The 22,539-nt window shown below is 38.1% G+C and carries 20 protein-coding genes and 1 tRNA gene; 7 read left to right on the plus strand and 14 right to left on the minus strand.

All coding sequences use genetic code 11. The features are described from left to right. Nucleotides 1–68: 68 nt before the first annotated feature. Nucleotides 69–144: transfer RNA gene (locus GA0116959_RS02115), tRNA-Arg, on the plus strand. Between the two features lie 447 nt (nt 145–591). On the opposite strand, the gene GA0116959_RS02120 is transcribed toward GA0116959_RS02115, so the two are convergent. The 8 genes from GA0116959_RS02120 to GA0116959_RS02155 form a co-directional block, all read right to left on the minus strand. Next, nucleotides 592–2,316 carry an arylsulfatase gene (locus GA0116959_RS02120; RefSeq protein ID WP_092717869.1) on the minus strand — a complete coding sequence of 575 codons (1,725 nt, stop codon included), beginning with the start codon at nt 2,314–2,316 and terminating at the stop codon, nt 592–594. Nucleotides 2,317–2,388: 72 nt separating this feature from the next. Beyond that, nucleotides 2,389–3,309, minus strand: a complete 921-nt coding sequence (gene catA / locus GA0116959_RS02125; protein ID WP_092717872.1) for a catechol 1,2-dioxygenase — start codon at nt 3,307–3,309, stop codon at nt 2,389–2,391. Between the two features lie 180 nt (nt 3,310–3,489). Continuing rightward, nucleotides 3,490–4,551 (minus strand): NADH:ubiquinone reductase (Na(+)-transporting) subunit F, encoded by a 1,062-nt coding sequence (locus GA0116959_RS02130; protein WP_092717874.1) that lies wholly within the window; start codon nt 4,549–4,551, stop codon nt 3,490–3,492. Between the two features lie 12 nt (nt 4,552–4,563). Beyond that, nucleotides 4,564–4,929, minus strand: coding sequence for a phenol hydroxylase subunit P4 (locus GA0116959_RS02135; protein WP_092717876.1), 366 nt, complete (start codon nt 4,927–4,929; stop codon nt 4,564–4,566). Nucleotides 4,930–5,007: 78 nt separating this feature from the next. Then, a complete protein-coding gene (locus tag GA0116959_RS02140; protein WP_092717879.1) occupies nt 5,008–6,546 on the minus strand; it encodes an aromatic/alkene/methane monooxygenase hydroxylase/oxygenase subunit alpha in 1,539 nt (512 codons plus the stop codon). Between the two features lie 58 nt (nt 6,547–6,604). Then, nucleotides 6,605–6,874, minus strand: coding sequence for an MmoB/DmpM family protein (locus GA0116959_RS02145; RefSeq protein WP_068886232.1), 270 nt, complete (start codon nt 6,872–6,874; stop codon nt 6,605–6,607). 12 nt (nt 6,875–6,886) lie between these two features. Continuing rightward, a complete protein-coding gene (locus tag GA0116959_RS02150; RefSeq protein WP_092717883.1) occupies nt 6,887–7,891 on the minus strand; it encodes an aromatic/alkene monooxygenase hydroxylase subunit beta in 1,005 nt (334 codons plus the stop codon). An 18-nt stretch (nt 7,892–7,909) separates the two neighbouring features. Then, nucleotides 7,910–8,200, minus strand: a complete 291-nt coding sequence (locus tag GA0116959_RS02155) for a phenol hydroxylase subunit (RefSeq protein ID WP_092717886.1) — start codon at nt 8,198–8,200, stop codon at nt 7,910–7,912. A gap of 392 nt (nt 8,201–8,592) precedes the next feature. On the opposite strand from GA0116959_RS02155, the gene mobR reads away from it, so the two are divergent. Beyond that, the gene (gene mobR, locus GA0116959_RS02160; RefSeq protein WP_092717889.1) at nt 8,593–10,266 is read left to right on the plus strand and encodes a phenol degradation transcriptional regulator MobR; all 1,674 of its coding nucleotides are present in this window, start codon (nt 8,593–8,595) and stop codon (nt 10,264–10,266) included. A gap of 140 nt (nt 10,267–10,406) precedes the next feature. Here the strand turns inward: mobR and GA0116959_RS02165 are convergent, their stop codons facing one another. Further along, nucleotides 10,407–10,637 carry a DUF2171 domain-containing protein gene (locus GA0116959_RS02165; RefSeq protein WP_092717894.1) on the minus strand — a complete coding sequence of 77 codons (231 nt, stop codon included), beginning with the start codon at nt 10,635–10,637 and terminating at the stop codon, nt 10,407–10,409. A gap of 747 nt (nt 10,638–11,384) precedes the next feature. On the opposite strand from GA0116959_RS02165, the gene GA0116959_RS02170 reads away from it, so the two are divergent. Continuing rightward, nucleotides 11,385–11,603 (plus strand): hypothetical protein, encoded by a 219-nt coding sequence (locus GA0116959_RS02170; protein ID WP_053579954.1) that lies wholly within the window; start codon nt 11,385–11,387, stop codon nt 11,601–11,603. Between the two features lie 165 nt (nt 11,604–11,768). On the opposite strand, the gene GA0116959_RS02175 is transcribed toward GA0116959_RS02170, so the two are convergent. Both GA0116959_RS02175 and GA0116959_RS02180 read right to left on the minus strand, forming a co-directional pair. Then, nucleotides 11,769–12,407: a hypothetical protein gene (locus GA0116959_RS02175; RefSeq protein ID WP_092717897.1), complete on the minus strand. Its 639-nt coding sequence runs from the start codon at nt 12,405–12,407 to the stop codon at nt 11,769–11,771. Between the two features lie 89 nt (nt 12,408–12,496). Then, nucleotides 12,497–13,195 (minus strand): exonuclease domain-containing protein, encoded by a 699-nt coding sequence (locus GA0116959_RS02180; protein ID WP_092717900.1) that lies wholly within the window; start codon nt 13,193–13,195, stop codon nt 12,497–12,499. 373 nt (nt 13,196–13,568) lie between these two features. Here GA0116959_RS02180 and GA0116959_RS02185 point away from each other — a divergent pair, with 373 nt between their 5' ends. The 3 genes from GA0116959_RS02185 to rnk all read left to right on the plus strand — a co-directional run bounded on the left by GA0116959_RS02185 (nt 13,569) and on the right by rnk (nt 16,765). Continuing rightward, nucleotides 13,569–14,789, plus strand: coding sequence for an alpha/beta hydrolase family protein (locus GA0116959_RS02185; RefSeq protein ID WP_092717903.1), 1,221 nt, complete (start codon nt 13,569–13,571; stop codon nt 14,787–14,789). Between the two features lie 153 nt (nt 14,790–14,942). Continuing rightward, complete coding sequence (gene glyA / locus GA0116959_RS02190) at nt 14,943–16,196, plus strand: serine hydroxymethyltransferase (RefSeq protein WP_092717905.1); 1,254 nt, start codon at nt 14,943–14,945, stop codon at nt 16,194–16,196. Between the two features lie 164 nt (nt 16,197–16,360). Beyond that, nucleotides 16,361–16,765, plus strand: coding sequence for a nucleoside diphosphate kinase regulator (gene rnk / locus GA0116959_RS02195; protein WP_053579959.1), 405 nt, complete (start codon nt 16,361–16,363; stop codon nt 16,763–16,765). A 182-nt stretch (nt 16,766–16,947) separates the two neighbouring features. Here rnk and slyD read toward each other — a convergent pair whose 3' ends face one another. From slyD to GA0116959_RS02210, 3 genes are all read right to left on the minus strand, one after another. Beyond that, nucleotides 16,948–17,430, minus strand: coding sequence for a peptidylprolyl isomerase (slyD, locus tag GA0116959_RS02200; protein WP_053580321.1), 483 nt, complete (start codon nt 17,428–17,430; stop codon nt 16,948–16,950). A gap of 135 nt (nt 17,431–17,565) precedes the next feature. Further along, a complete protein-coding gene (locus GA0116959_RS02205; RefSeq protein WP_092717908.1) occupies nt 17,566–18,852 on the minus strand; it encodes an NAD(P)/FAD-dependent oxidoreductase in 1,287 nt (428 codons plus the stop codon). Between the two features lie 118 nt (nt 18,853–18,970). Continuing rightward, nucleotides 18,971–20,281, minus strand: a complete 1,311-nt coding sequence (locus tag GA0116959_RS02210; RefSeq protein WP_092717911.1) for a D-alanyl-D-alanine carboxypeptidase PBP6B — start codon at nt 20,279–20,281, stop codon at nt 18,971–18,973. A 179-nt stretch (nt 20,282–20,460) separates the two neighbouring features. Between GA0116959_RS02210 and GA0116959_RS02215 the strand changes: the two genes are divergently transcribed. After that, nucleotides 20,461–22,167, plus strand: coding sequence for a M61 family metallopeptidase (locus GA0116959_RS02215; RefSeq protein ID WP_092717914.1), 1,707 nt, complete (start codon nt 20,461–20,463; stop codon nt 22,165–22,167). The last annotated feature ends 372 nt before the right edge of the window (nt 22,168–22,539 follow it).

The following is a 22,539-nucleotide window of genomic DNA, read 5'->3' on the forward strand; positions in this document are numbered from 1 at the left end:
AGCACAAAAGATGAATCAATTTATATAGGTACTTTACCTTATAGTTTTTTTTGTTATGATGTGCACGCGCGCTCATAGCTCAACTGGATAGAGTACAGGTCTCCGAAGCCTGTGGCGTGGGTTCGAGTCCCGCTGAGCGCACCATTTCCGTATTTCACTCCAGCAAATTAATTCAAAATAAAAAAATTCCCCGAATTTATTATCTGGTGTTGTCCAATAAAATATGATGAGGACGTTGTAAAAATACCTAAATGAGCAGTCCAATAAATAAGAAAATGTGCAATTAGCTCTGTTAACAATCCTGATTTTGGTTATTCAAAAACTTTAAACGAAATCAAAATATAAACTCATCGATTTTTAATTTTTATAAATGTGTTGAGCTTAAATAATTTTTTAAGCTCATTATGATCGAATAAGAAAAGTTACATACAAGATCTAAAGGGCTATAGAGCACAGAATAATCTACATGAGTGTCATGTATCTATGCCTAATTTACTGACTATGCTTCAGGTTTCTGATTTTAAAAAAATAGGCTCATCTGAAAAAGTAAACAGATGAACCTAATTTTAAAATACTGTTTGAATTAAAAATCTATTTTTGCTCTGATAGTTTTTTTAGAAACTCAGGCTCTATACATTTGTCATAAAAACAGTTCATTTGACCGTATTTATAACGTACTGGTGCATCAACTACGCCAACACGTTTGGCATAATCTGACCAGTCTTGCGCAAGTTCTTGGGTTTTACTCGGGTTTTGAGCCGCTAAATTGATACGATAAGATGGATCTAATTTACGATTGTAGAGTTCCCATTCTCCCGTGCCATAAGGTGGCACTTGAAGTTGTACTGCCCAATCGCCTTTATATAAAGCACGGCGAGTATTAAATTCCCAACCTAAAGTACGTTCAGGCAGCACTTTTCCTTTAAAAATAGGCAATAACGAACGTCCTTCCATTTTCAATACAGGTTGTCCATGCAGTGTATCTGGTCGCGTAGCACCCGTCAGTTCAAGAATGGTCGGAACAAAATCCATGACATGAATAGTTTCTGAATTTATTTGACCTGCTTTAATTTTATTCGGATAACGAATAATCGCAGGGACGTGAATGCCGCCATTTGACAGAATACTTTTGAAATAAGGCAATGGCGTAGATGAAACTTGTGCCCATTGTGGTCCTAAAGTCACATATGAATCTTTTTTACCCATATTTTCGGGGCTATTGTCAAATGTAGCATCGACCCATTCCCGGATTCCGTTTTTATCTTCAGTTGTGCCTAAAGACTCGGGTGTTGCTGATTCAGAACCATTGTCAGACATGAATAAAATGAGGGTATTGTCCAGTTCACCGGTACGTTTTAAATAGTCAATCACACGACCAATATTGTGATCCATATTGTCGATCATGGCTGCATAGATTTGCATGGTTTTGGTTTGATCTTGTTTTTGGGCTTCAGTTAATTTATCCCAAGCAGGGAATACATCCATGAGTGGATTATTCACTTTTGTTCCCTTTGGCATGATCCCCAATTGAATCATGCGTTTTAAACGGGCTTGGCGAATTTTTTCATAACCTTCTTTATAGTGACCTTCATATTTTTTAAGGTATTGATCGGGTGCTTGCAAAGGCCAATGAGGTGCAGTAAAAGCCAAATAACCGAAAAATGGTTGATCTTTTTTACGGTTATTTTCTAGGTAAGAAAGCATTTTAGTGGTAAAGAAATCACTAGAATAAAAATCTTTAGGTAAGTTAGTTTCTTTACCGTCTTCGAAATAGCGTGCTTTATAGTTGCCTGGGAACATTTGGCTCGCATCCATATGCGCAGCACCACCAGGCATTAATGTAAATGAGCGGTCAAAACCTCTGGCTTTGGCATGGCTGTCATCTGTTGCACCTAAATGCCATTTACCTGTGACAAAAGAGGCATAGCCTTGGGGTTTTAATATTTCAGCTAAAGTTATCACGCGATTATTTAAACGGCCTTCATACCCTGGTTTGCCTTTCTGTTCAGGTTGTAAAAACTCGGCCATGCTTCCAAGACCTGCTTGATGGCTGTCATTACCTGTTAATAACATCGAACGTGTCACTGAACAGGTTGGGCCTGCATGAAAGTTACTAAGTACCGCACCTTCTTTGGCCAATTTTTTTAAATTTGGCGTAGAAATTTCTCCGCCAAATGGTTGGATGTCAGAAAATCCCAAGTCATCTGCCACAATAACCAGGACATTTGGCTGTTTAGCAGGAGCAGCATGAGTGGATAAATTACAGAGTAGCGTGGGTAAAAATAACACCACTAGTGCTAATTTTTGAGTAACCATAACGAATCCTTGATAGTGGTTTTTATTTTATTGTTTGGTGACTTGTGTGATTAATTCTATGCTCAACCAGAATTAAGCGCTTACGCGACGACGTTCAACTTCAGAGCTAGGTGCAGCGTCCACATCTTTGTTCAGTTCAACATTGAACTGAATATGTTTGAATGGTTTGTCTAAGCCACGACGTGCGATCTCAGCTTCATCCGTAACATCTTCAGCTGTAGCCACTAAACCATCACGTGTTGCAAATGCGAAGTCATCCCAAAGATACTGGTCGCCTTCAATATTGAATTGCGTCGTTAACTTGCGATAGCCCGGTGCAGAAACAAAGTAATGCACATGAGATGGACGGTTTCCATGACGACCTAATTTGTCTAGCACAAACTGCGTTGTTCCTTGTGGAGGACAACCATAACCGACAGGCATCGTCGTTTGAGCAACATATTGACCTGCAGTATCTGTTAATACTGTACGACGTAAGTTGAAGTCAGACTGCGACTTATCAAAGAATGAATAATTACCTAAACTGTTGGCATGCCAGATTTCAACTTTAGCGCCTTCAATGATATTGCCTTGAGTATCCTTCACAATCCCTTCGATGAACAAGGTAGGGATTTTATCAGTTTCAGAACCATCATCCATACGGGTAAAGCCGACTGATTCAGGTGCACCTGCCACATAAAGTGGACCTTCGATGGTACGTGGTGTACCACCCGTAATCCCTGCTTTAGCATCAGCTTCATCCGCACGAAGATCAAGATAATGCTCAAGTCCCAGACCAGCAGCCAAAAGACCGAGTTCGTTGGCTTGACCTGCGTCAGTAAAATACTCCAGACCTTTCCACAATTCTGATTGTGAGATATCAAGATCTTCAATGGCTTGGAAGAAGTCACCGAGTAGGCGCACGACAATTTTTTGTACACGCGCATCGACAGGGCCAGTTGCTGTATCGACATTCATTTCTTTCACGAGAGCATCAATTTGTTGACGGTTCATTATGATCATCCTTTGATTGATGAGAAATAGATTCGAATGATCTGGAACGGACAAGAAACAGATCATTCGAAAGTGGGAGAACTCGGGAGAACGGAGTTCATTATTTTTACTTTTACATTCCGTGATGAGATTTTTGCTATTCAGCTAGAGTTTAAATTTCATCTAATATTTCAGGAATGATTAAATATGTCTAAATAAAGCGGAACGCGATTGATTAGAGGCACCATCTGCAGCACTTAAGAAACGTTCAGTATGTATATCTTTTTCAAAGAGACGACTTTGCATCAGTGTTGAAATAGCTGCATCAATCATAGGCGGTGGACCACATAAATAAGCTTTATGGCCACTGCATTTATTTTCAAAATAATCTGCTACGGCTTCATGCACAAAACCTGTAAATCCTGTCCAGTGATCTTCTGCTTTAGGGGCATTCAGTGCAGGAATGTAGCGGAAGTTTGGATAGTCTTTTACCAGTTTTTCAAATTTTGCATGGTTATACAATTCAGAAACATCACGCGCACCTTGGAACAAGTAAATGGTACGGTTATCACCTTGTTCCAATAAATCTAAAATCATTGATTGCGGGCTAGAAAGTCCAGAACCGCCAGCAATAAAGATGGCATCTTTTTCATCGGATTTACGCACAAAGAATTGTCCATAAGGTCCTGAAACGTCTAGTTCATCGCCCACTTTCAGGGTTTCATGCACATAAGTGGTGGCTGCACCGCCTTGTACTTGACGAATATGGAGTTCAATAATGCCTTCTTCACTTGGCGAATTAGCGATAGAAAATGCGCGTGTTCCTTCAATATTTGGTAATTGAAGATTGATATATTGCCCAGCCTGAAATTCCATTGGGCGGTCAATCTGTAAACGCACGCCTTTAATGGTCGGTGACAGTTGTGTGATCTCTAAAACTTTGGCTTGGTAGTCTTGGACTAAATAGCCTAAGAAATCCTCATCTTCATCCACATCGGCTTCAATCACCATGTCAGATTCAGGTTTACAACAACAGGCGAGAACTTTGTTTTCTTCACGCTCAATATCCATCAGCGCAAAAGGTGAGGCTTCGCCGACATCATAAAAACCGTCAGTGACCTGAACTTTACAGGTCCCACAGGTGCCATGACCACAGGCAAAGGGTAGCCAAACCCCTTGACGTAAAGCGGCATCTAAAATGGTTTGATCTTCTTCCACGTCAATGGTCATGCCGACAGGTTCAATCGTGACTTGATAACTCATGATCGTTCTCCCTTATACATGTGTGCCGTTGTAGCCATCTAAACCTGGCGTCACAAAGCGCAGTAGCGATTTATGATCAAAGTTTAAATCAGCCAAAGTCTGAGAAAAATCGATATCTGTTAAGCGTTCACGATTCAGGGTGAATTGCACTTTTGACCAATCGATATGTTCAAAGTCTGGATGTTGATTGAAACCCGCTTGAATTTGCTGATCAATCAAGTCCTGTAAACTTTGTTGTGGCGAGACCACAAAAGCATGTGCGGCACAAAACAGCGTGTGATGATCCCATCCTACATAGAGCAGCATGTTGTCGCCGTAATTTTTTTGTGCATCACGTGCATCAAATTCATAGTTTTTTTGAATCGCTTGTACTGGCATGAGAAAACTCCTAAATTCCTTGAGTGTGAAGCCATCTCGAAATTTTTATTCATGAGATGACTTCTGATCCTTTATTCTTTAAGTGGTTTGACCTTTCCATTTTCTCCAACGTTCTTGGTCTGGAGAACCTTCAATATCCATGTTGTCTGCGCCGACATTGAAATTGTAATAGTCACGTAAAATACTTTCTAAATCGGGACCGCCACAGTTGCCTTGTAAAATTTGGTTCACTGGCAACCACGCTTGAATATATTTTTCAGGTTCACGTTCAAAAATGTCATGACAGCCGTCTGAACAAGTGTGGTAACGCTCACCTTTATAAATACTGTCGCGGTAGCTGAACATGGTTGGGTCGCCATCCATTTCCGTAAAGGTCATTGGAATCTGACAAATTTGACACAGTTGCGGTAAGCCATTGCTATAGAAGCGTTTTCCTTCAGCTTCCAACTTACGCGCCAATTCCCATTTTGGACGGTAATATTTGTCAAAAGTATCTGGATATTTTTCAGATAACCAATCCATTTCTTCATCGGTTGGAATCCAAGTATGGAAACCTGCAGCATGACCAAAGTTATAGAAAATCCACCATGCTTGATGTGAAATATGTTCTTTTTCTTTCACAATCACGTCTGAGTATTTAGGCATACGAATACCGTAACGGCTGAGGTCTTTAAACAATGCGCCACCCGCTTCTTCGAAATAAGTTTCCCATGCTTCTTTCCAAGACATCACTTTGTTTGGCAACATGTAATCCATCATCATGCCGACAATAGACAGCAGGCGAGTACCGCGCCAGAACCATTTATCAATCCATTCCTGAACAATCGGAACGTTATCTTCATGCTGTTCAAGTAAGAATTTGACAATTTCCAAACCTAAGGTCATGTGACGTGCTTCATCCGACTGCGCACTAAAACCAAAGGTTACGGTTGCCATATCGCCGTTATATGCTGCACCTGACATAAATGGCACGAACAATAAGTTGGTGAGTACATATTCAAAGGAGAAACTAATCGCCAGTAAGAACTCAAAAGGACCTGCTGAACGCGCATCTTCAAAGAATGATTTTGGTACAGACAAGTACCAAACGCGGTCATGCATATGCGCCCAGTCTTGGAAGCCGTCAAAGAATTTGTTGTAATGGCTCATGGCATGAATTTGCGTCTGTACATGGCGCAGTTCATCAATCGATTGCATTTGCGAAGCAATACGTGCGCCGATTCCGCCAAATTGGCGCCCCACATGCGCATAACCTTGATAGGCTTGATATTCCAATGGCGTGACGGCGGTTAAAAACAGTTTAATGGCATTTAAATAGCGTTCATTACTGACATTCATCTGACCATTGTTTTGAGAAAAGGCATCAAAAATGGCATACAGTTTTTTCTCTTTTTCTGACTGATATTTCCAGTACGAATCCATGGTTAAACGGAACGGGTCTTCCCATTTTGACCAGTCCGTAATTTTAATCCCTTCAAATTCTTCGTAAGGAAAAGCCTCTTTACGATCTGCATAGGAAAAATCCCAATCCAGATCACGGGTCAACATCCGGTAGCGGTCTTTCGCATTTAGTTTTTTGGTGGCAGTTTTAGTCGCGCTTTTTGCTTGGCTATTCATCTTGATCATCCTTTTCAATCTGTTGAAGCGATTGGCTTCTTGTATTTTTTGTGTGGGATTAATTCCACTGCAAGGTGAAGGTGTCGTCATCTTCATCAACGTTGCCACCTAAGGTGATCATGTTGAGTTGCAATTCTTGAATGTCCCAATCTTGTCCTAGTTTTTCAGATACCGTTTCTGCACGAACCACAAGTTTTCCGATATTTTCCACACGGATCATGGCCGGAAGGTATTGAATGGTGGCTTCTGGGTTATCTTGTTCAATCGCTTCAATGATGTAGCGTGAAGTATCGTTATCTTGTAATGCCAAATAAACTTTTGAGCTCATGTCTGCGTATCCTTATGCAACTGAATCTAATTCAAGGGTTAAACCCGCTTTTTTACAGCGCTCTGCAATCACGGCTAAGCCATTGTCAATCGATGCATTCCCAAGTGCGGTCGTGGCCCATGCACTAAAAGCTTCTGTTACTTGAGGTAAAAGCGTATTGATCCAACCTTGAATTAAGGCTTTATTTTCTTCTGATTCAGCAACGGCTATTTTTAAAACAGGATCTGACCATTTGCGTAAATCGGTTAAACAGTCCTTCATAAATTCAGTCAACATCGCCACATCACGTGCGCCTTGTTCAACCAACCATTGATCCAATTCACCATAAACCAGTTCTTGAATTAAGCTGTCGATGATTAGGTTTTGCAGGACATACAGTTTGAACCAATCTTGTTCGGTTAAGCTTTGTTCGCATAGTTTGCGCAGCGGTTGCCAAGCGGCATCATTCATCCAACTGTCTTTGGCTTGCTGAAGCGATTCACCGGTATTGCCATCGATCAGTAAACCAATACGAGATAAATATTGCGCCATGCCTAAGCGATCCATTGCCGCATAAATACAAGCTTGAGTAATCACGGTACCATAACCATAGGCACTGCCTGACATCATGTGCAGATTGGCAGTTTGCTCGACATAACGGAATGGCAATAAGCAAGTGATGATTCTTTGTTTCACTTCATCACTTAAGTTTTCAACCAAATGGCGTTTTTCAAAAAATGAATAGCTCCCTTCAGCGGTTTCTTGTAAACGTGCACGATGCTGTACATATGAACCATAATAAAATTGACGTGGGTCTTTAAAGGCATACCAATCTTGCATCTGTAAGGCAGAATAGGTGTGATCATTTAAAGTTTTATCTTGTTTCCACAAAGGACGATAATGAAAATTGGTTGCCCCTTGTACATCAAAGCTGACTTCTTGATAACGCGTCGCTGGCTTTTTACCAAAACGACGTTCGATATAGGCATAGGTTTGACGAATCGGTTCGAGGTTGGAGGTTTTAATTTCTAAAGTCATCACGATTTCCTTATAAGTTTAAGATTGATCTTCTTGATCTAAATGTTCACGGACTTGGCTGAGCATGGTGGGTTCTACGCCATAACGCCATTTGTCTTCTTGGGCATCATTCCAAGCTTGCTGGGCTTCGGTCATTTCGATGACATGATTAATTTCACAGAAATGCTGAAAAGCTTGCTGAGGGAGAATCAATTCGACAAAAAGTGTTGGGTCGTGGATTGCAAAGTCAAATTCAACGAACTTGGCATGACGGTCACCTGTTACACGAATGTATTTGGTGAGTTGGTCATGTTGTAGCGCTTGAGTCATTGGAATCATCCTTTTATCTCTACACTGAAATCATTTCAGTGATGCAACCTTGCATTTATTGATAGAGATATATCAAAACTCATGCCAACTTTTATTAATTATTATTAATCAATTATTTATGTTTTTTTATCTGCTTTTTTATATTATTTGAGCGATAAAAATTCATTATTTGATGAACATAAAAATGTTTGATTTCATCAAATAATGAATGGTTAGGTGGGGAATTTGAAAATACTTTTTATAGGTCTAGTGATTTATATCTATATGATTTTATAGTTTTAATTCAAAAATACCTTATAGGTATAAAGTTATGATAATAAGGTAGTAAAACTTTTTAGTTAGAAGTGGGTAAGATAGGGGGGAGACCTATAGCCAAGGATGGATATTCAGTCATGCCTCAAGCCAAAGATGCGAATTTTTATACTCAAATTTTGGAGAAAAACAAAGATATTCAAGATTTACTGGATAAAATTCAGTTTGATAGTCAGCATGGAAAAATTTGGTTTGAAGAAAATCGTATGCTGCTGATGCATACCAGCATCATGGGCTTTTTAAGAAAAGATTTGTATAACATGTTGGGTTGGGAACGGACTAAGCGTTTTTTTATTCGTCTGGGTTATCAGGCTGGTGTGAGGGATGCAGAAGTCACTTCTAAATTACGTCCGAATTTAAATGAAGCTGAAGCATTTATGGCTGGACCGCAAATGCATGGTATTCGTGGCATGGTTCAAGTTGAAGTCAATGAACTTCAATTAAGTCATGATGAACATGAATTTTATGCGGATTTTAACTGGCGAAATTCATTTGAAGCGGAAGTTCATTTAAGTGAGTTTGGTGCTTCGGAAGAATCAGCTTGTTGGATGTTATTGGGTTATGCCTGTGGTTATACCAGTCTGGTCATGGGGCAAACTATTATTTATCAAGAAACCCATTGTGTTGCCAAAGGGGATGATTGTTGTCGAATTATTGGTAAACCTTTAGATGAATGGGAAAATGCCGATGAATTGATCCAGTTTATGTCACCCGATCCAGTGTCTGATGAATTAATTGCCTTACAGGCGGAACTGAATGAGTTAAAGAAAAATATTTATACAGATATAGAAGCAGACTACACCATGTTCAATTCTATTGGTGAATCAGTTGCATATCGTAAAGTCTGTGATCTTTTGAAAAAGGCAGCAGGTAGCAAGGTTGCTGTATTACTGCAAGGTGAAACTGGGGTTGGTAAGGAAGCTTTTGCACGAGGGATTCATGAAGGTAGTTCCCGTAAAGGGCAGCCATTTGTTGCTGTAAACTGTGCCTGTATTCCGCCAGATTTAATTGAAGCAGAACTTTTTGGTGTAGAAAAAGGTGCATTTACAGGTGCAACGCAAACTCGGAGTGGAAAATTTGAACGTGCCCATCAAGGAACTATTTTTTTAGATGAAGTGATTGAGCTTTCACCACGTGCACAAGCAGCTTTATTGCGGATGTTACAAGAAGGAGAATATGAGCGAGTAGGTGATCATCAAACTCGAAAGGCTGATGTGCGTCTGGTTGCAGCCACCAATGAAAATTTGGAACAAGCCGTAAAAGATGGGCGATTCCGTGCTGATTTATATTATCGATTAAACATTTTTCCAGTCATTATTCCACCGCTGCGTGAGCGCCGTGATGATATTCCGTTATTGATTACGCACTTCTTATCGCGTTTTGAAAATATGTATGGAAAGACTTTAAAAGGTTTAAGTGACAAAGCCAAAAACTTTGTGATGAACTATGAATGGCCTGGCAATATTCGGGAACTCGAAAATCTGTTGGAACGAGCGACTTTACTGACTGAGCATCAACAAGAAATTAAATTAAGCAGTTTATTTCCTCAAATTCAACATGACAGTGAATCGAAGCCTGAGAATGTAGATTTAAATGCAATCATACAAGATGGATTTTGCCTGGAAGAGCATGAAAGGCAGCTCATTCATATTGTAATGCAAAAAGTGAATCGTAATGTTTCTGAAGCAGCTCGTGTATTGGGGATTAGCCGAGCCGCTTTGGATTATCGGTTAAAAAAATATGATGCAAAATAATCTAAGATGCTTTAACGCATTAAATTAATGTTCTGATGAAATGAAAAAGACTGATTTCTATCTATTATAGAAACCAGTCTTAGAGTTTATTTATCTATTCCATATTTTTGATAAGAATAGATTAAATAGAGATTTAAAAATTATGCTTCAATCCAAGTATCTTTTACTTCTTGAGAGTCTTTATTTAAAATGACTTTCCCGTCTCGAATTTCACCTATCCAAGCAGAAGGAATCAAATGATGCTTACCATCGCCATGTTTGGTTAATTTAATATCTGAACCTTGAACATGATCTACATCACCCACTTTCGTACCACAAGCTGCAATAACGTTTGAATGTTCTTTAATATCTGTAATATTAATGGCTGTCATGTTGTACCTCTATAGAATGTATATTGGTTAAGAACAGCATTTAAGGTATATCATTTAAAAAATAAAGGGGAGAATAATAAAATAAGGCATACAAACAATAATGAAAAATTACTTTGTATGTCTGAGTTAAGTTTCATTATTTTATTGTAATAAGCATAATAATATAAAGAGCACTTTTAAATTTTAAAATTAATGACTGGATAAAGCTAAATGTAAATTTTTATTTTAAATTTATAGAAAGTCATGTTAAATGATTCAATAAAAAGATAAATATTTAATTTTAATGCGATTTAGTGGTTTTAATTTTTGATCATTAATGATTACACAATAAGAATTTTATTGGAGTGATGTGTATAAATGTTGATCGCTATTGCATAGGGAAAAATAAAGTTATATATTGATCATACAGTAGGTCGTTACAGACGCTACGAGGAAGTTGGACGGATCAATGACAGCTCGTTGAGTTTATAACCTTAAGGGTTAAACAATAAATCAGCACTAGCCTTCCAACATAAAAGCCCGCAGAAATGTGGGCTTTTTTTATTGTGCACCCATTTGAATGATTAATTTTTTGTTATTTATATTTAAAATTTACAAGACATTCTGTTTTCCTAGATAAAGAAAAAAACGTCATTAAGTGTTATAAAAAATTACATTGCCAAAAAATCTAACATTTTAAATGATGGTCTTTAAAATATCTTGTGCTATAAAAAAGATCAATTAAACACAAGAATAGGGAGTTCCAAAATGACGAAAATGATAGAGATAAAGGTTAAAGATCAATTTAGTGAAATACATGAAGTTCAAGCTTTACTTCGAGAAATTCCTCAACAAGCTGAATTGAATCAACTCTCATTGTTTCAGCGGATTGAACATATAGTTGTAAAGGGTGAAACCATTCGTCCCAGTATTGAATTACTATTTGAAAGTCGCCAGTCGGATAGTATCTATCGTGTGGTTGAATAGTTTTAAAATTAATTTAATATCATCTAAATAGAAATTGAGTTCATAAAATAATTTTTGAAATAAATCAATTATTAAAATAAAGCGTTTTTTTTGATTTTTTATATAAGAATAACTCGCTTAAGTAAATAATAGATTCTGCTGATCTCAAAAATCAAACTATGCATGCTATGAACTCATGATTTTTTGTAGTGAAAAATTGATTTGCTTTAAATGAAAATTTAACTCATTCGATGAAATTCGACTTTCTTGTAATGCCGTAATCCACTGCATTTGACATAATTTCAATTGCGCTAAATCAGAAGCCTGTAAAATACGATTAATCAGTTGTTTGGCTATTAAGCCACAATTTTGTTGGAGTAGCTGTGCCATCAACTGTTTTACTTCGTCAAAACCCAAAGTATGTAATTTGATTTCTAATGGATGATGAGTGTCTGTAATGGAAAGATCAGCCTGAATTTCAGAACTGAGATTATCGTTTACTCGATGCGTGATAATCGCATCGGTCATGTTTTCTTGATTTTTTTTGATTAACTGATTTGGATGAGTAATCTCACTTGTAGATTCGAAGCTTTTTAAGATGCTTGAAGAATTAACATGTGAAGGAGCGTCATCAGCAATCAATCCCAAATTGATTAATTGCTCCAATAATTCTGGTGAGGCAATTCGTTGTTTAAACTGTTCATTGAGTAGATCAAAATCTTCTGTACCAATGAGCAGTAAAAGCCGTCGTTGTCGAGCATTCAAATTCATAGAACGCTGTTTTAAACTTTCAATGCCTAAATCGGTTTTATAATACTGAGACATTGCTTAATTTACTCCCCCAAAATAAATTCAAGCAGATTGTAGGGGATAGATATGACAATATGATTTAAAAAATATTACAAATCAAAAGATTATAAATTGACAAGATTGGTGTTCTGTATCGCTTTACGCAGGTAGGGATCTAAATCTTCTTGGCGAAGCAGCCATTGCATATAATCAGCAGGCAAATCAGCAATCGCTGAACCGCGATGTTTACCAAAATTGATTGTGCGAGGAATACGCGCATCTTCGGAAGCCGCATAGAGTGCCTCAATATTTTGAATTTTTAAATGATGAATTTGATGCATCAAAATATTTGCCGTTAAAATAATATCCATGTCTGCACGATGGGCTTTTTTAATCATCTCACGTGCTTTTTCACTGCCTTTAGAAATCATATAAATGAGTGCTGAAATGTTATGTGCTTCAGCTTCTGGCCAAACTAATCGTGCAAGGGCAAGAGTACAGATTGCTTTAATATTCGAGGTATCGATACCACATTTTGCAATTGCACGAATGTCATAATCAATATTGTGACCAATAATATAAGTGGTATTTTCGGGAAGTTGAAACGTGGTGTAATGTGGCTGATCCACCAATTCTGATTCTAAAATATGATGAACAGCCATTGCTGCATAAGAAATCGGCTCATCGACACTGTAAAATTGATCAAAAATTTGGGTTTTATCTAGTGTGAGTTTGCCTTCATTCACTTGTATCGGTGCGTAAGCAATTTCAATCGGTTGTCCATTTAGGGTATGGGTTTCGGTATCGAGAATAATGGCTTGCATCGCTGATCACATGTGGAAGATGGCTAAAACGTCAATTTATCATTTGAATGGAACATTAACAAACGAAAGACTTATAAAAGTTACTTCTTTGGGCTTTGGGTGATGAAAATATAGCTGAATAAAAAAACTGCATAGATCTGATCAAATTTACATTTTATCAAATTAAAATAATTATCTACTGTCTGCATAACCCGTATTTGAGCTAAATCGCAACTTTTTACGAAGTATTAATTCAATTTTAAAAACAAAAAACTTTAAAGCGTTTTATTTTTCGCAAAATGTGTAATTGTCCTGTCACCCTATTGTGTTAGCTGCGAATACATGCAATAAAATTCAAATAAATATTTAAAAACAAAAACCAAGGAAGTTAGGGATGAATAAACATGTATTAACGGTTTTAATGAGCAGCGCATTTTTACTCACTGCCTGTGGTGGGGATGATGATCCTATTGTATTTGATGATGGAATACCCAAAAACAATATTGATAAGCCTTTTGTGACCTCAACTGAATATACACAAGATGGAATGTCTGAAATTGCAGCAGAAAGTCGCGTAATGACCTATAAAATGCTGGGTGTAGATGGAACGGAAACTCAAGCAACAGCGCTTATCTTTGTGCCTAAAACTGCTGCACCAGCAGGCGGGTGGAAAACGATTGTGTGGGCACATGGAACAACAGGTGTGGCCGATCAGTGTGCACCCAGTCAGCAGGGTTTAAAGGGGACAGAATTTTTATTACAACAACTTCTTGCACAAGGCTATGTCATTGTAGCACCCGATTATGAAGGTTTGGGAGAGCCAGGCGGTAAGGAGTCACATCCTTTCCTTAATGTTAAAAGTGAAGCATATTCCATTACCGATGCCGTTGTTGCAACCAGAGATTATTTAAGTCGCCAAGGAAAATTGGTCTCAAAAGATTGGCTGGCTATTGGACATTCACAAGGTGGGCAGGCAGTTCTTGGGGCGGCTCAATATGCATCACGGGCACAATTAAATTATAAAGGTACCATTGCGATTGCTCCTGCATCCAATTTAAAAACAATCTTACTAGGTGGTGAAGCGTTCGCTGTTGGCAAACCAGCAGCTGCTCAGAGTTATATTTACTCCCCGTTAGACGCATTTACATTATTAATTGTAGAAGGTATGCAAGGACATAAAACATCGATTGATTATTCGACTGTATTTAAAGGGAATTTGGCGGCACTTATACCGACAATTAAAGGGGAGTGTTTTGGCGACATAGAGGATGAGATTCAAGTTGATATGTCTGATTTCTCTATAGCTAATGGTAATAGTTTGAAAAATTATGGTCGTACCCAAACTGGGTTTATGGATTTGCCTCAAATTGATACTTTCTTAAATAAGACGTCACAACCCTTATCAGAAAAAGTTTCTACGCCTTTGATCATTTATCAAGGTGGAAGCGATCAGATTGTACCTAAAGCGGCTACAGATTTATTAAAAGCAACAGCTGAAGCCAAAGGGATGACAATTCAATACAAGGTAGATCCAAATTTAGATCATACGACTGTTTATACTAATAACTCTGCCAATTTTATCAAAGATATAAATACGTTAATGCCAAGTAAATAACTTGAATGAAATAAAAAGCTTATGGTTTTGTTAAACATAAGCTTTTTTATTTGGAAACTACACAAAGTTCATTCCCGATATTTATAAACTTCATGCTACAATACGCGCCAATCTTAGCACGGCTTAAAAGCCCTAATTCATAGGACCTCGCTAATGTTTGCCAATATCTCAATTGCTGAATTTGATCCAGAAATCGCGCAAGCAATCACAAAGGAAGATGCTCGCCAAGAAGCGCACATCGAACTGATTGCATCTGAAAACTATTGCTCTCCAGCAGTTATGGAAGCGCAAGGTTCAAAACTTACTAACAAATATGCAGAAGGCTACCCAGGCAAACGCTATTACGGCGGCTGCGAATATGTAGATGTGATTGAACAATTAGCCATTGACCGTGCTAAAGAATTGTTCGGTGCGGACTATGCAAACGTACAGCCACATGCAGGTTCACAAGCAAACTCTGCCGTATATTTAGCCCTATTAAACCCGGGTGATACTGTTTTAGGGATGAGCTTGGCGCATGGTGGTCACTTGACTCACGGTGCAAAGGTGAGCTTTTCTGGTAAAACATATAACGCAATTCAGTACGGTTTAAACACTGAAACTGGCGAAATTGATTATGAAGAAGTTGAGCGTTTGGCTGTAGAGCATAAACCACGCATGATCGTTGCGGGTTTCTCTGCATATAGTCAAATTGTAGATTGGCAACGTTTCCGTGATATCGCAGATAAAGTTGGCGCGTACCTATTTGTAGATATGGCGCATGTGGCAGGTCTAGTTGCTGCGGGTGTTTATCCAAGCCCAGTGCAAATTGCTGATGTAACAACCACAACGACCCATAAAACACTTCGTGGCCCACGTTCAGGTTTAATCCTTGCAAAAGCCAACGAAGAGATTGAGAAAAAACTTCAATCTGCTGTATTCCCGGGTAACCAAGGCGGTCCATTGGTTCACGCGGTTGCAGCGAAAGCGATTTGCTTTAAAGAAGCTATGGCGCCTGAATACAAAGAATATCAAAAACAAGTGGTCATTAATGCTAAAGCGATGGCTGAAGTATTAATTGCACGTGGGTATGATATCGTTTCTGGTGGTACAGAAAACCATTTATTCTTATTGTCATTGATTAAACAAGATGTGACAGGTAAAGAAGCAGATGCTTGGTTAGGCGCAGCTCACATTACTGTAAACAAAAATGCTGTACCGAATGATCCACGTTCTCCATTCGTAACTTCGGGTATTCGTATTGGTACACCAGCTGTTACCACGCGTGGTTTCGGTCAAGCGGAAGTCAGTGAATTGGCAGGTTGGATTGCTGATATTCTAGATGCGAAAGGTGATGAAGCAGTGATCAATACTGTGAAAGCAAAAGTTGAAACGCTTTGCGCTAAATTCCCTGTTTACGCAAACTAAGTAAACACTTGAGAAGGCTCCCTCAAGGGGGCTTTTTTTTTATATAGTGAAAAGTGATATTCTCAAAGATTATATTTCTGCTATAACAGAATAATATCTCATACCAAATATAAATCATTTTGCTGTTGCTCTAATGACATCTTTCATTCAAAGGAATCAGGTAAATGGCTAAACCCGCAATTATTATTTCTCAGCAAGATTTACAACGTTTAGAAACGATGCTTGAGCATCAATCGAAATTGACGCCAACGATGCAACATCTTGAAGATGAGTTGGCTCGTGCTGATGTGGTTGCTCCGCAAGAGATACCTGAAAATGTAGTCACCATGAACGCGCGCGTAAAAATAACGATTGCACCTGCCAATGAACCTACAGAAATTATTTTGGTTTATCCACATGATTTCCGCGGGGATAAAGGGCAGGTCAATGTGCTTGCACCAGTGGGTGCAGCAATTTTGGGACTGTCCGAAGGACAAGAAATCGAATGGCCACAACCAGATGGTCATTTAATGAAGGTTAAGATTGAAAAAGTGTTGTATCAACCAGAGCGTGAAGGCGATTATCTATAATCATAAGATCGAATCATGTAGATGCTAAAAAGCACTTTAAGTTTTTGATTTAAATGATGTGTTGATTAAAAATAAAATTTATGATGATTTGATTTATTTTAAATCGAATGAAAGCTGTACTATTTTTAAAATCATAAAAAAGGCAAAGTAAAAACTTTGCCTTTTTTTGATCTGTACAGATCTTAGTGGTGATGACCACCTGCGCCGTGTACATGACCATGTTCTAATTCTTCAGCAGAAGCTTCACGAATTTCAACAATTTCAACTTCAAAAGTTAAATCTTGACCAGCAAGTGGGAAGTTTGCATCAACAACGATGTTTTCGCCTTCAACTGCTTTAACAGTCACAATTTGAACGCCGTCATCAGTTTGCGCTTGGAATTGCATACCCGCTTGGATATTGTCCACACCTTGGAACATTTGTGCAGGAACTTCTTGAACTAATTCTGGGTTGTATTCGCCATAACCTTCAGCAGCAGGAACGTTTACAGTGAATTTTTCACCAACAGTTTTGCCCAATAAAGCGTTTTCTAAACCTGGGATGATGTTACCTGCACCGTGCAAATATGCAAGTGGCTCACCTTGTGATTGGTCGAGAGTTTCGCCCTCTGCGTTAGTCAACGTGTAGTGGAAAGAAACCACGAGGTCATTTGCAATAGCAGTCATGTCATTGATCCATTCAATTTTTAAAGGGTACATCATAAAGTGAAAAGCAGTTTTTGTAGACTATATTTATCAAAAAACTGCATTTTCCACCTTTTATATGGCGTTTTTTTATTAATAGGGACGGTTTTTTAAATTTCAATGCAATTTTATCTTAGGGCCGATTTTTCTTGTGACAAAATCTTTAGCTGTTAAAAGTCCTGCATGGGTATAGCCATGAATGGTGGCCTGATGCAAACGATACAAAGAAACATACATTGATTTGGCAATAAATCCTTGTACATTGACTTGTCCTAGTAATTCTCCCACTGCTTTGTGATGGCTTAAAGAGACGAGAGAACCTTTGTCAGAAAATTTAAACATGGGTTGAGATTTGCCTTGGATTCTCGCTTTCATCGCTTCAACGAGAAAGCTGGCTTGTTGGCTTGCGACTTGGGCGCGTGGGCCAAGTACTGGCTCATCGGCAGCCGGTTGGCAATGTGCACAGTCACCAAAGGCAAATACATTGGGATCAGAAAGGGTTTGTAAAGTCGCATACACTTTTAAACGATGAATATTGTCTTTTTGAAAGTCTTTTAACTTTTCAATCACAGCAGGCGCTTTAATGCCAGCAGCCCAGACTTTTAATTCAGCATCAATTGAGCTTCCATCGGTAAAATAAATTTTATCTTGATCGACTTTTGCTACACGATGCTGAGTCAGCAAATTAACACCAAATTGTTGTAATTGCGCATGGGTATGCTTGGCTATGGTATCAGACAGAGCAGGTAAAATTCGGTCAGCTGCTTCAATTAAGGTAATATTGACCTTGTTCGGGTCAATTTTGTTTAAGCCATATTTAAAGAAGGTTTGTTTGGCCTGAAAAAGCTCCGCAGCCAGCTCGACACCAGTTGCACCCGCACCAATAATGGCAATATTTAATGCGCGTGTATTTTCCTGATTTTGTGCTTCTAAATATAAGTGTAATAAGTCTTGCTGAAAAGTATCTGCTTGTTTACGGCTATCCAGTAAATGACAATATTGTTTAACTCCTGCAGTATTAAAATCATTTGAGGTTGAACCGACTGCAATAATCAGCGTATCGTAGTCTAAACTATGGTTTTTTATGGCCGATTCTTTTTGCTGAGCAGATGTGGTTTCAATGAGGACTTTTTTATTGCTTGGATCAACATCGATGAAGCTACCCAATACAAATTGATAATGATTTTTAGAGGCATGCACAAAGTAGTTGGTTTCTTCTGCATGCGGATTAAGGGTGCCTGCAGCAATTTCATGTAGAAGTGGTTTCCAGATGTGAGTCAGTTTTTGGTCAACCAAAGTAATCTGAGCTTTATGATTTTTACCTAAAGATTGACCCAGTTGCGTTGCCAGTTCTAAACCTCCAGCACCACCACCAATAATCACAATTTTATGAGGAAGATTCATTTTTAACCTATTTGTTATTTTGAAAATAAAAAAAGATGGCGTTAATATGCCATCTTTAATTTGCTGTTATTGTTAAAATTGTTATACAACTTACATAATTTAAATAAAAATAATTTCCTTATCCTAAAGGATAAGTTTTACTTTCTACCTGCTCATTGGAGAATAAAGTAAACAGTTGCTTGAACCAAAGCATGATTTTTTGCAAAAAATTTGCTTCTTCAATCTGTACGTGATCTTCAATATTAATGGTGCGAATAAGTTGATTATTTTGGTACACATGTACAGTGGCTAGTTGCATGACTTTGGCTAAAGGTGCAGTAAGTGATTTTTCATTTAGTTCAATATTTAAGTGTGTTTTGGTTTCTTGCAATGGTTCTACTGTTTGAAGTATGCCATTGCCTGTATTCAAGACAATACGCTGATTGACTGGATCAAAAGTTTTTAAATCTATTGCATAAGGTTGGTCATATAAAGAAGTGGTTATGATTTGAGGTTGTGTGGTTTCTAGCTTAAACATCTTAAGTGTGGATTTAATGACAGGCAATTCAGCAATCAGTTGTTTATTTTTAATTGCAATTTCATTGCGGGTATAGGTATAGCTCATATTCATTAAGTTATAAGCCACTTCCGCACGTTTTGCTGCACTCGGTGTACCTAAAACTATAACAATTAAACGACGTTCTGGATTTTCAGGATTTATAGAAGGGCGGTTAGCAGTCACTGCCAAATTATAACCTGCTGCTTTGGTGAAACCCGTTTTTAAGCCATCAACAGAAGGATCTAATTTCAACAGACTATTGGTTGCTCGGTGAAAGCGATTGTTATAAGAAAAGTTTTGCTGTTTTGAGTAATTTAAATACTCAGGTGTTTGAGTCACCAGTGCTTGTCCCAGACGTGCCAAATCGGCAGCTGTAGAATAATGTTCTGGCATAGTAATCCCTGCTGGATTTTGAAAATGTGTATCATTCATGCCTAAAGCTTGCGCTTCTTGATTCATCCTTTCAACAAAACGAGGAACGTCACCTGAAATCCGTTCTGCTAAGCTTACCGCAGCATCATTTGCGGACATGACCACCAAGCCTGCAAGCAATTGATCAATCGAAATTTGTTCACCCGGTTTTAAATACATCTGTGATTCATCCCACATGACTGTATTGACGATGGGCGTTGCCGTTAAAATATCATCCTTACGCAAATGACCTGCTGCAATTTCTTTTAAAGTAATATACGCCACCATCATTTTGGTGAGTGACGCAGGTGCGCGTTGCACATGACTATTGTGTTCTGCAATTACTTGTCCAGATTGGGTATCTAAAACAGTCCATGCTTGCGCTTCAACACTTTCAGGAACAAGGTTAAGGAGGGCGGCGTTTACCCAGCTAGAACAAAATATACTTAAAGATATAAGGAGATAAATAACAGCTTTCAATGTCGTTCCTTTATTTGTCAGTCCATTGACTAAAAAATGCAAAAAATATGGCGAATGCTATGCCTTTTTTAAAAGAATGGCTAGTCTCAATTGTAGACAAATGCGACAGTTCAGCACTGCTTTGTAAAAAATGCTAAGCTAATTGTTAGATTCTCTTTTTAAACTTTATATTGCCTATTATGTTGCATTATCAAATCGAATTTGACGATTATCGTCAGCATTTAATTCACGTGACGATTCGCTTTTTAGCAAACCCAACGCAAGTATTATCTCTTCCGACTTGGATTCCAGGAAGCTATTTAATTCGTGAGTTTTCAAAACATATAGAATCTGTGAAAGCTTATGATGAAGATGGACGCGTTTTAGAAATCAGTAAATTTGAAAAAAATAAATGGCGTTTATTTAATACCGACCATGAACTGATTACGGTTGAATATGACGTTTATGCCTATGATTTGTCGGTGCGAGGGGCGTATGTCGATCAAACTCGTTTATATGTGAACCCAGCCTGTACTTGTTTAGGCTTGGACGATCAGGAAGATAAGGCCATTGAGGTTGAAATTTTCCTACCAACTGAATTAAAGCATTTCCAATTGGCGACTGGCCTTGAAAACAAAAGCTTAGTTAAAGGCCGACATACTTTAAAAGCGAAAAACTATGCCGCACTCATCGATGCGCCTTTTGAGCTGGCAGAGCAAACTCGTTTTAGTTTTAATGCAGCTGAAATTCCACATGAGTTTGTGATTTCTGGCAAACATGCTATGAATGCAACACGCATGCAGCAAGATATTGAGAAAATCTGTAGTACAGAAATTGAGATGTTTGGTAGTGCACCTTTTCAAAATTATACGTTTATGACTATGGCAACGGGCAATAGTTATGGTGGATTAGAGCATCCCAATAGCACCAGTTTGATTATCCCCCGTGATGACTTACCCAAAGCTGATGAACCTGTCGAACCGTCCAAAGATTATCAGCGTTTTCTGGGTTTGTGCAGTCACGAGTATTTTCATTCATGGCTGGTTAAATTTATTCGACCAGAAAATTTCGTCAATTACGATTTAAACAAAGAAGGTTATACGCCACTGCTTTGGATTTTTGAAGGATTCACTTCTTATTATGATGACTTAATTTTGCTACGTAGCGGAGTCATTCATCAAGAATCATATTTGACGTTACTCAAACTACAGATTGATCGTTATTTACAAAATCCTGGTCATGCTATTCAGACTGTCGCAGAGTCAAGTTTTGATGCATGGGTAAAATTTTATCGTCAAGATGAAAACTCCAATAATGCTGAAACAAGTTACTATAACAAAGGTTGTCTGGTTGCACTTTGTCTGGATTTAGGACTACGTCTACGTGGGTCAAGCCTTGATGCCTTAATGCGTAAACTCTATGAAAATGCACAAAATGGTATTCAGGTCAATGAGCGGACTATTTTTGAGCTGTGTAAGCAATTGACGGGTCAAGATTGGGCAGAGCAAATTAATCATCTCATCAATACGACAGATGACTTGCCCTTAGAACAGTTAATGCCAGAATTTGGCCTGTCTTTTGAGCTTAAAAATGAGCAAAATTTAGCTTTCGGTTTGAAGTTTGCAGATAAAGCAGAAGGGGTATTGGTTCAAACTGTTCGCCGTCATGGTGCAGCAGCAGAAGCAGGACTTGCTGCGGGTGATATCATTATTGCGATTGATGGTTTAAAAGCCTCTGAAAAGCTTTTAACCAAATATGCAAAACAAAATGAGATGTATTGTGTTTATGCGTTCCGCCGTGATGAATTGATGCAATTTGAAATTCAAGGTAGTGAAGTTGAGTTAAGTACTGTTGAATTAAAGGTCATAGATCAAAGCAAACTTGACCAATGGTTTAAAACTAAGTAGGAAAGTTTGGTTTTATTGAATAAATTAAAAACCGATACTTGTATCGGTTTTTTTATTTAAATAAAAATCAAGATCAATCAGGTTTAAAACGTATACAGATCAATCGTTATTTTGATGATAAGCCAAGAAGATTTTATTACTGATTCTAATATGTATCACCAATATTATTTACCTTGCAATCATGCAAATAAATATATGTATTCGGTATTTTTGCTGAAATTTACCCTTCAACGTTAAAATGAGTGCAATATAGTGGCAAATAGCGCCTCCTAAACTATGCACTTTTTTGACCTAATCAGAAGAAATTTAACCCATATTTTGATATACATAATTTATTTGCATGATACCCAACATGTTCTAAGTAATTGGGCT

The sequence above is a fragment of the Acinetobacter albensis genome, assembly GCF_900095025.1.
Classification (GTDB): Bacteria; Pseudomonadota; Gammaproteobacteria; order Pseudomonadales; family Moraxellaceae; genus Acinetobacter; species Acinetobacter albensis.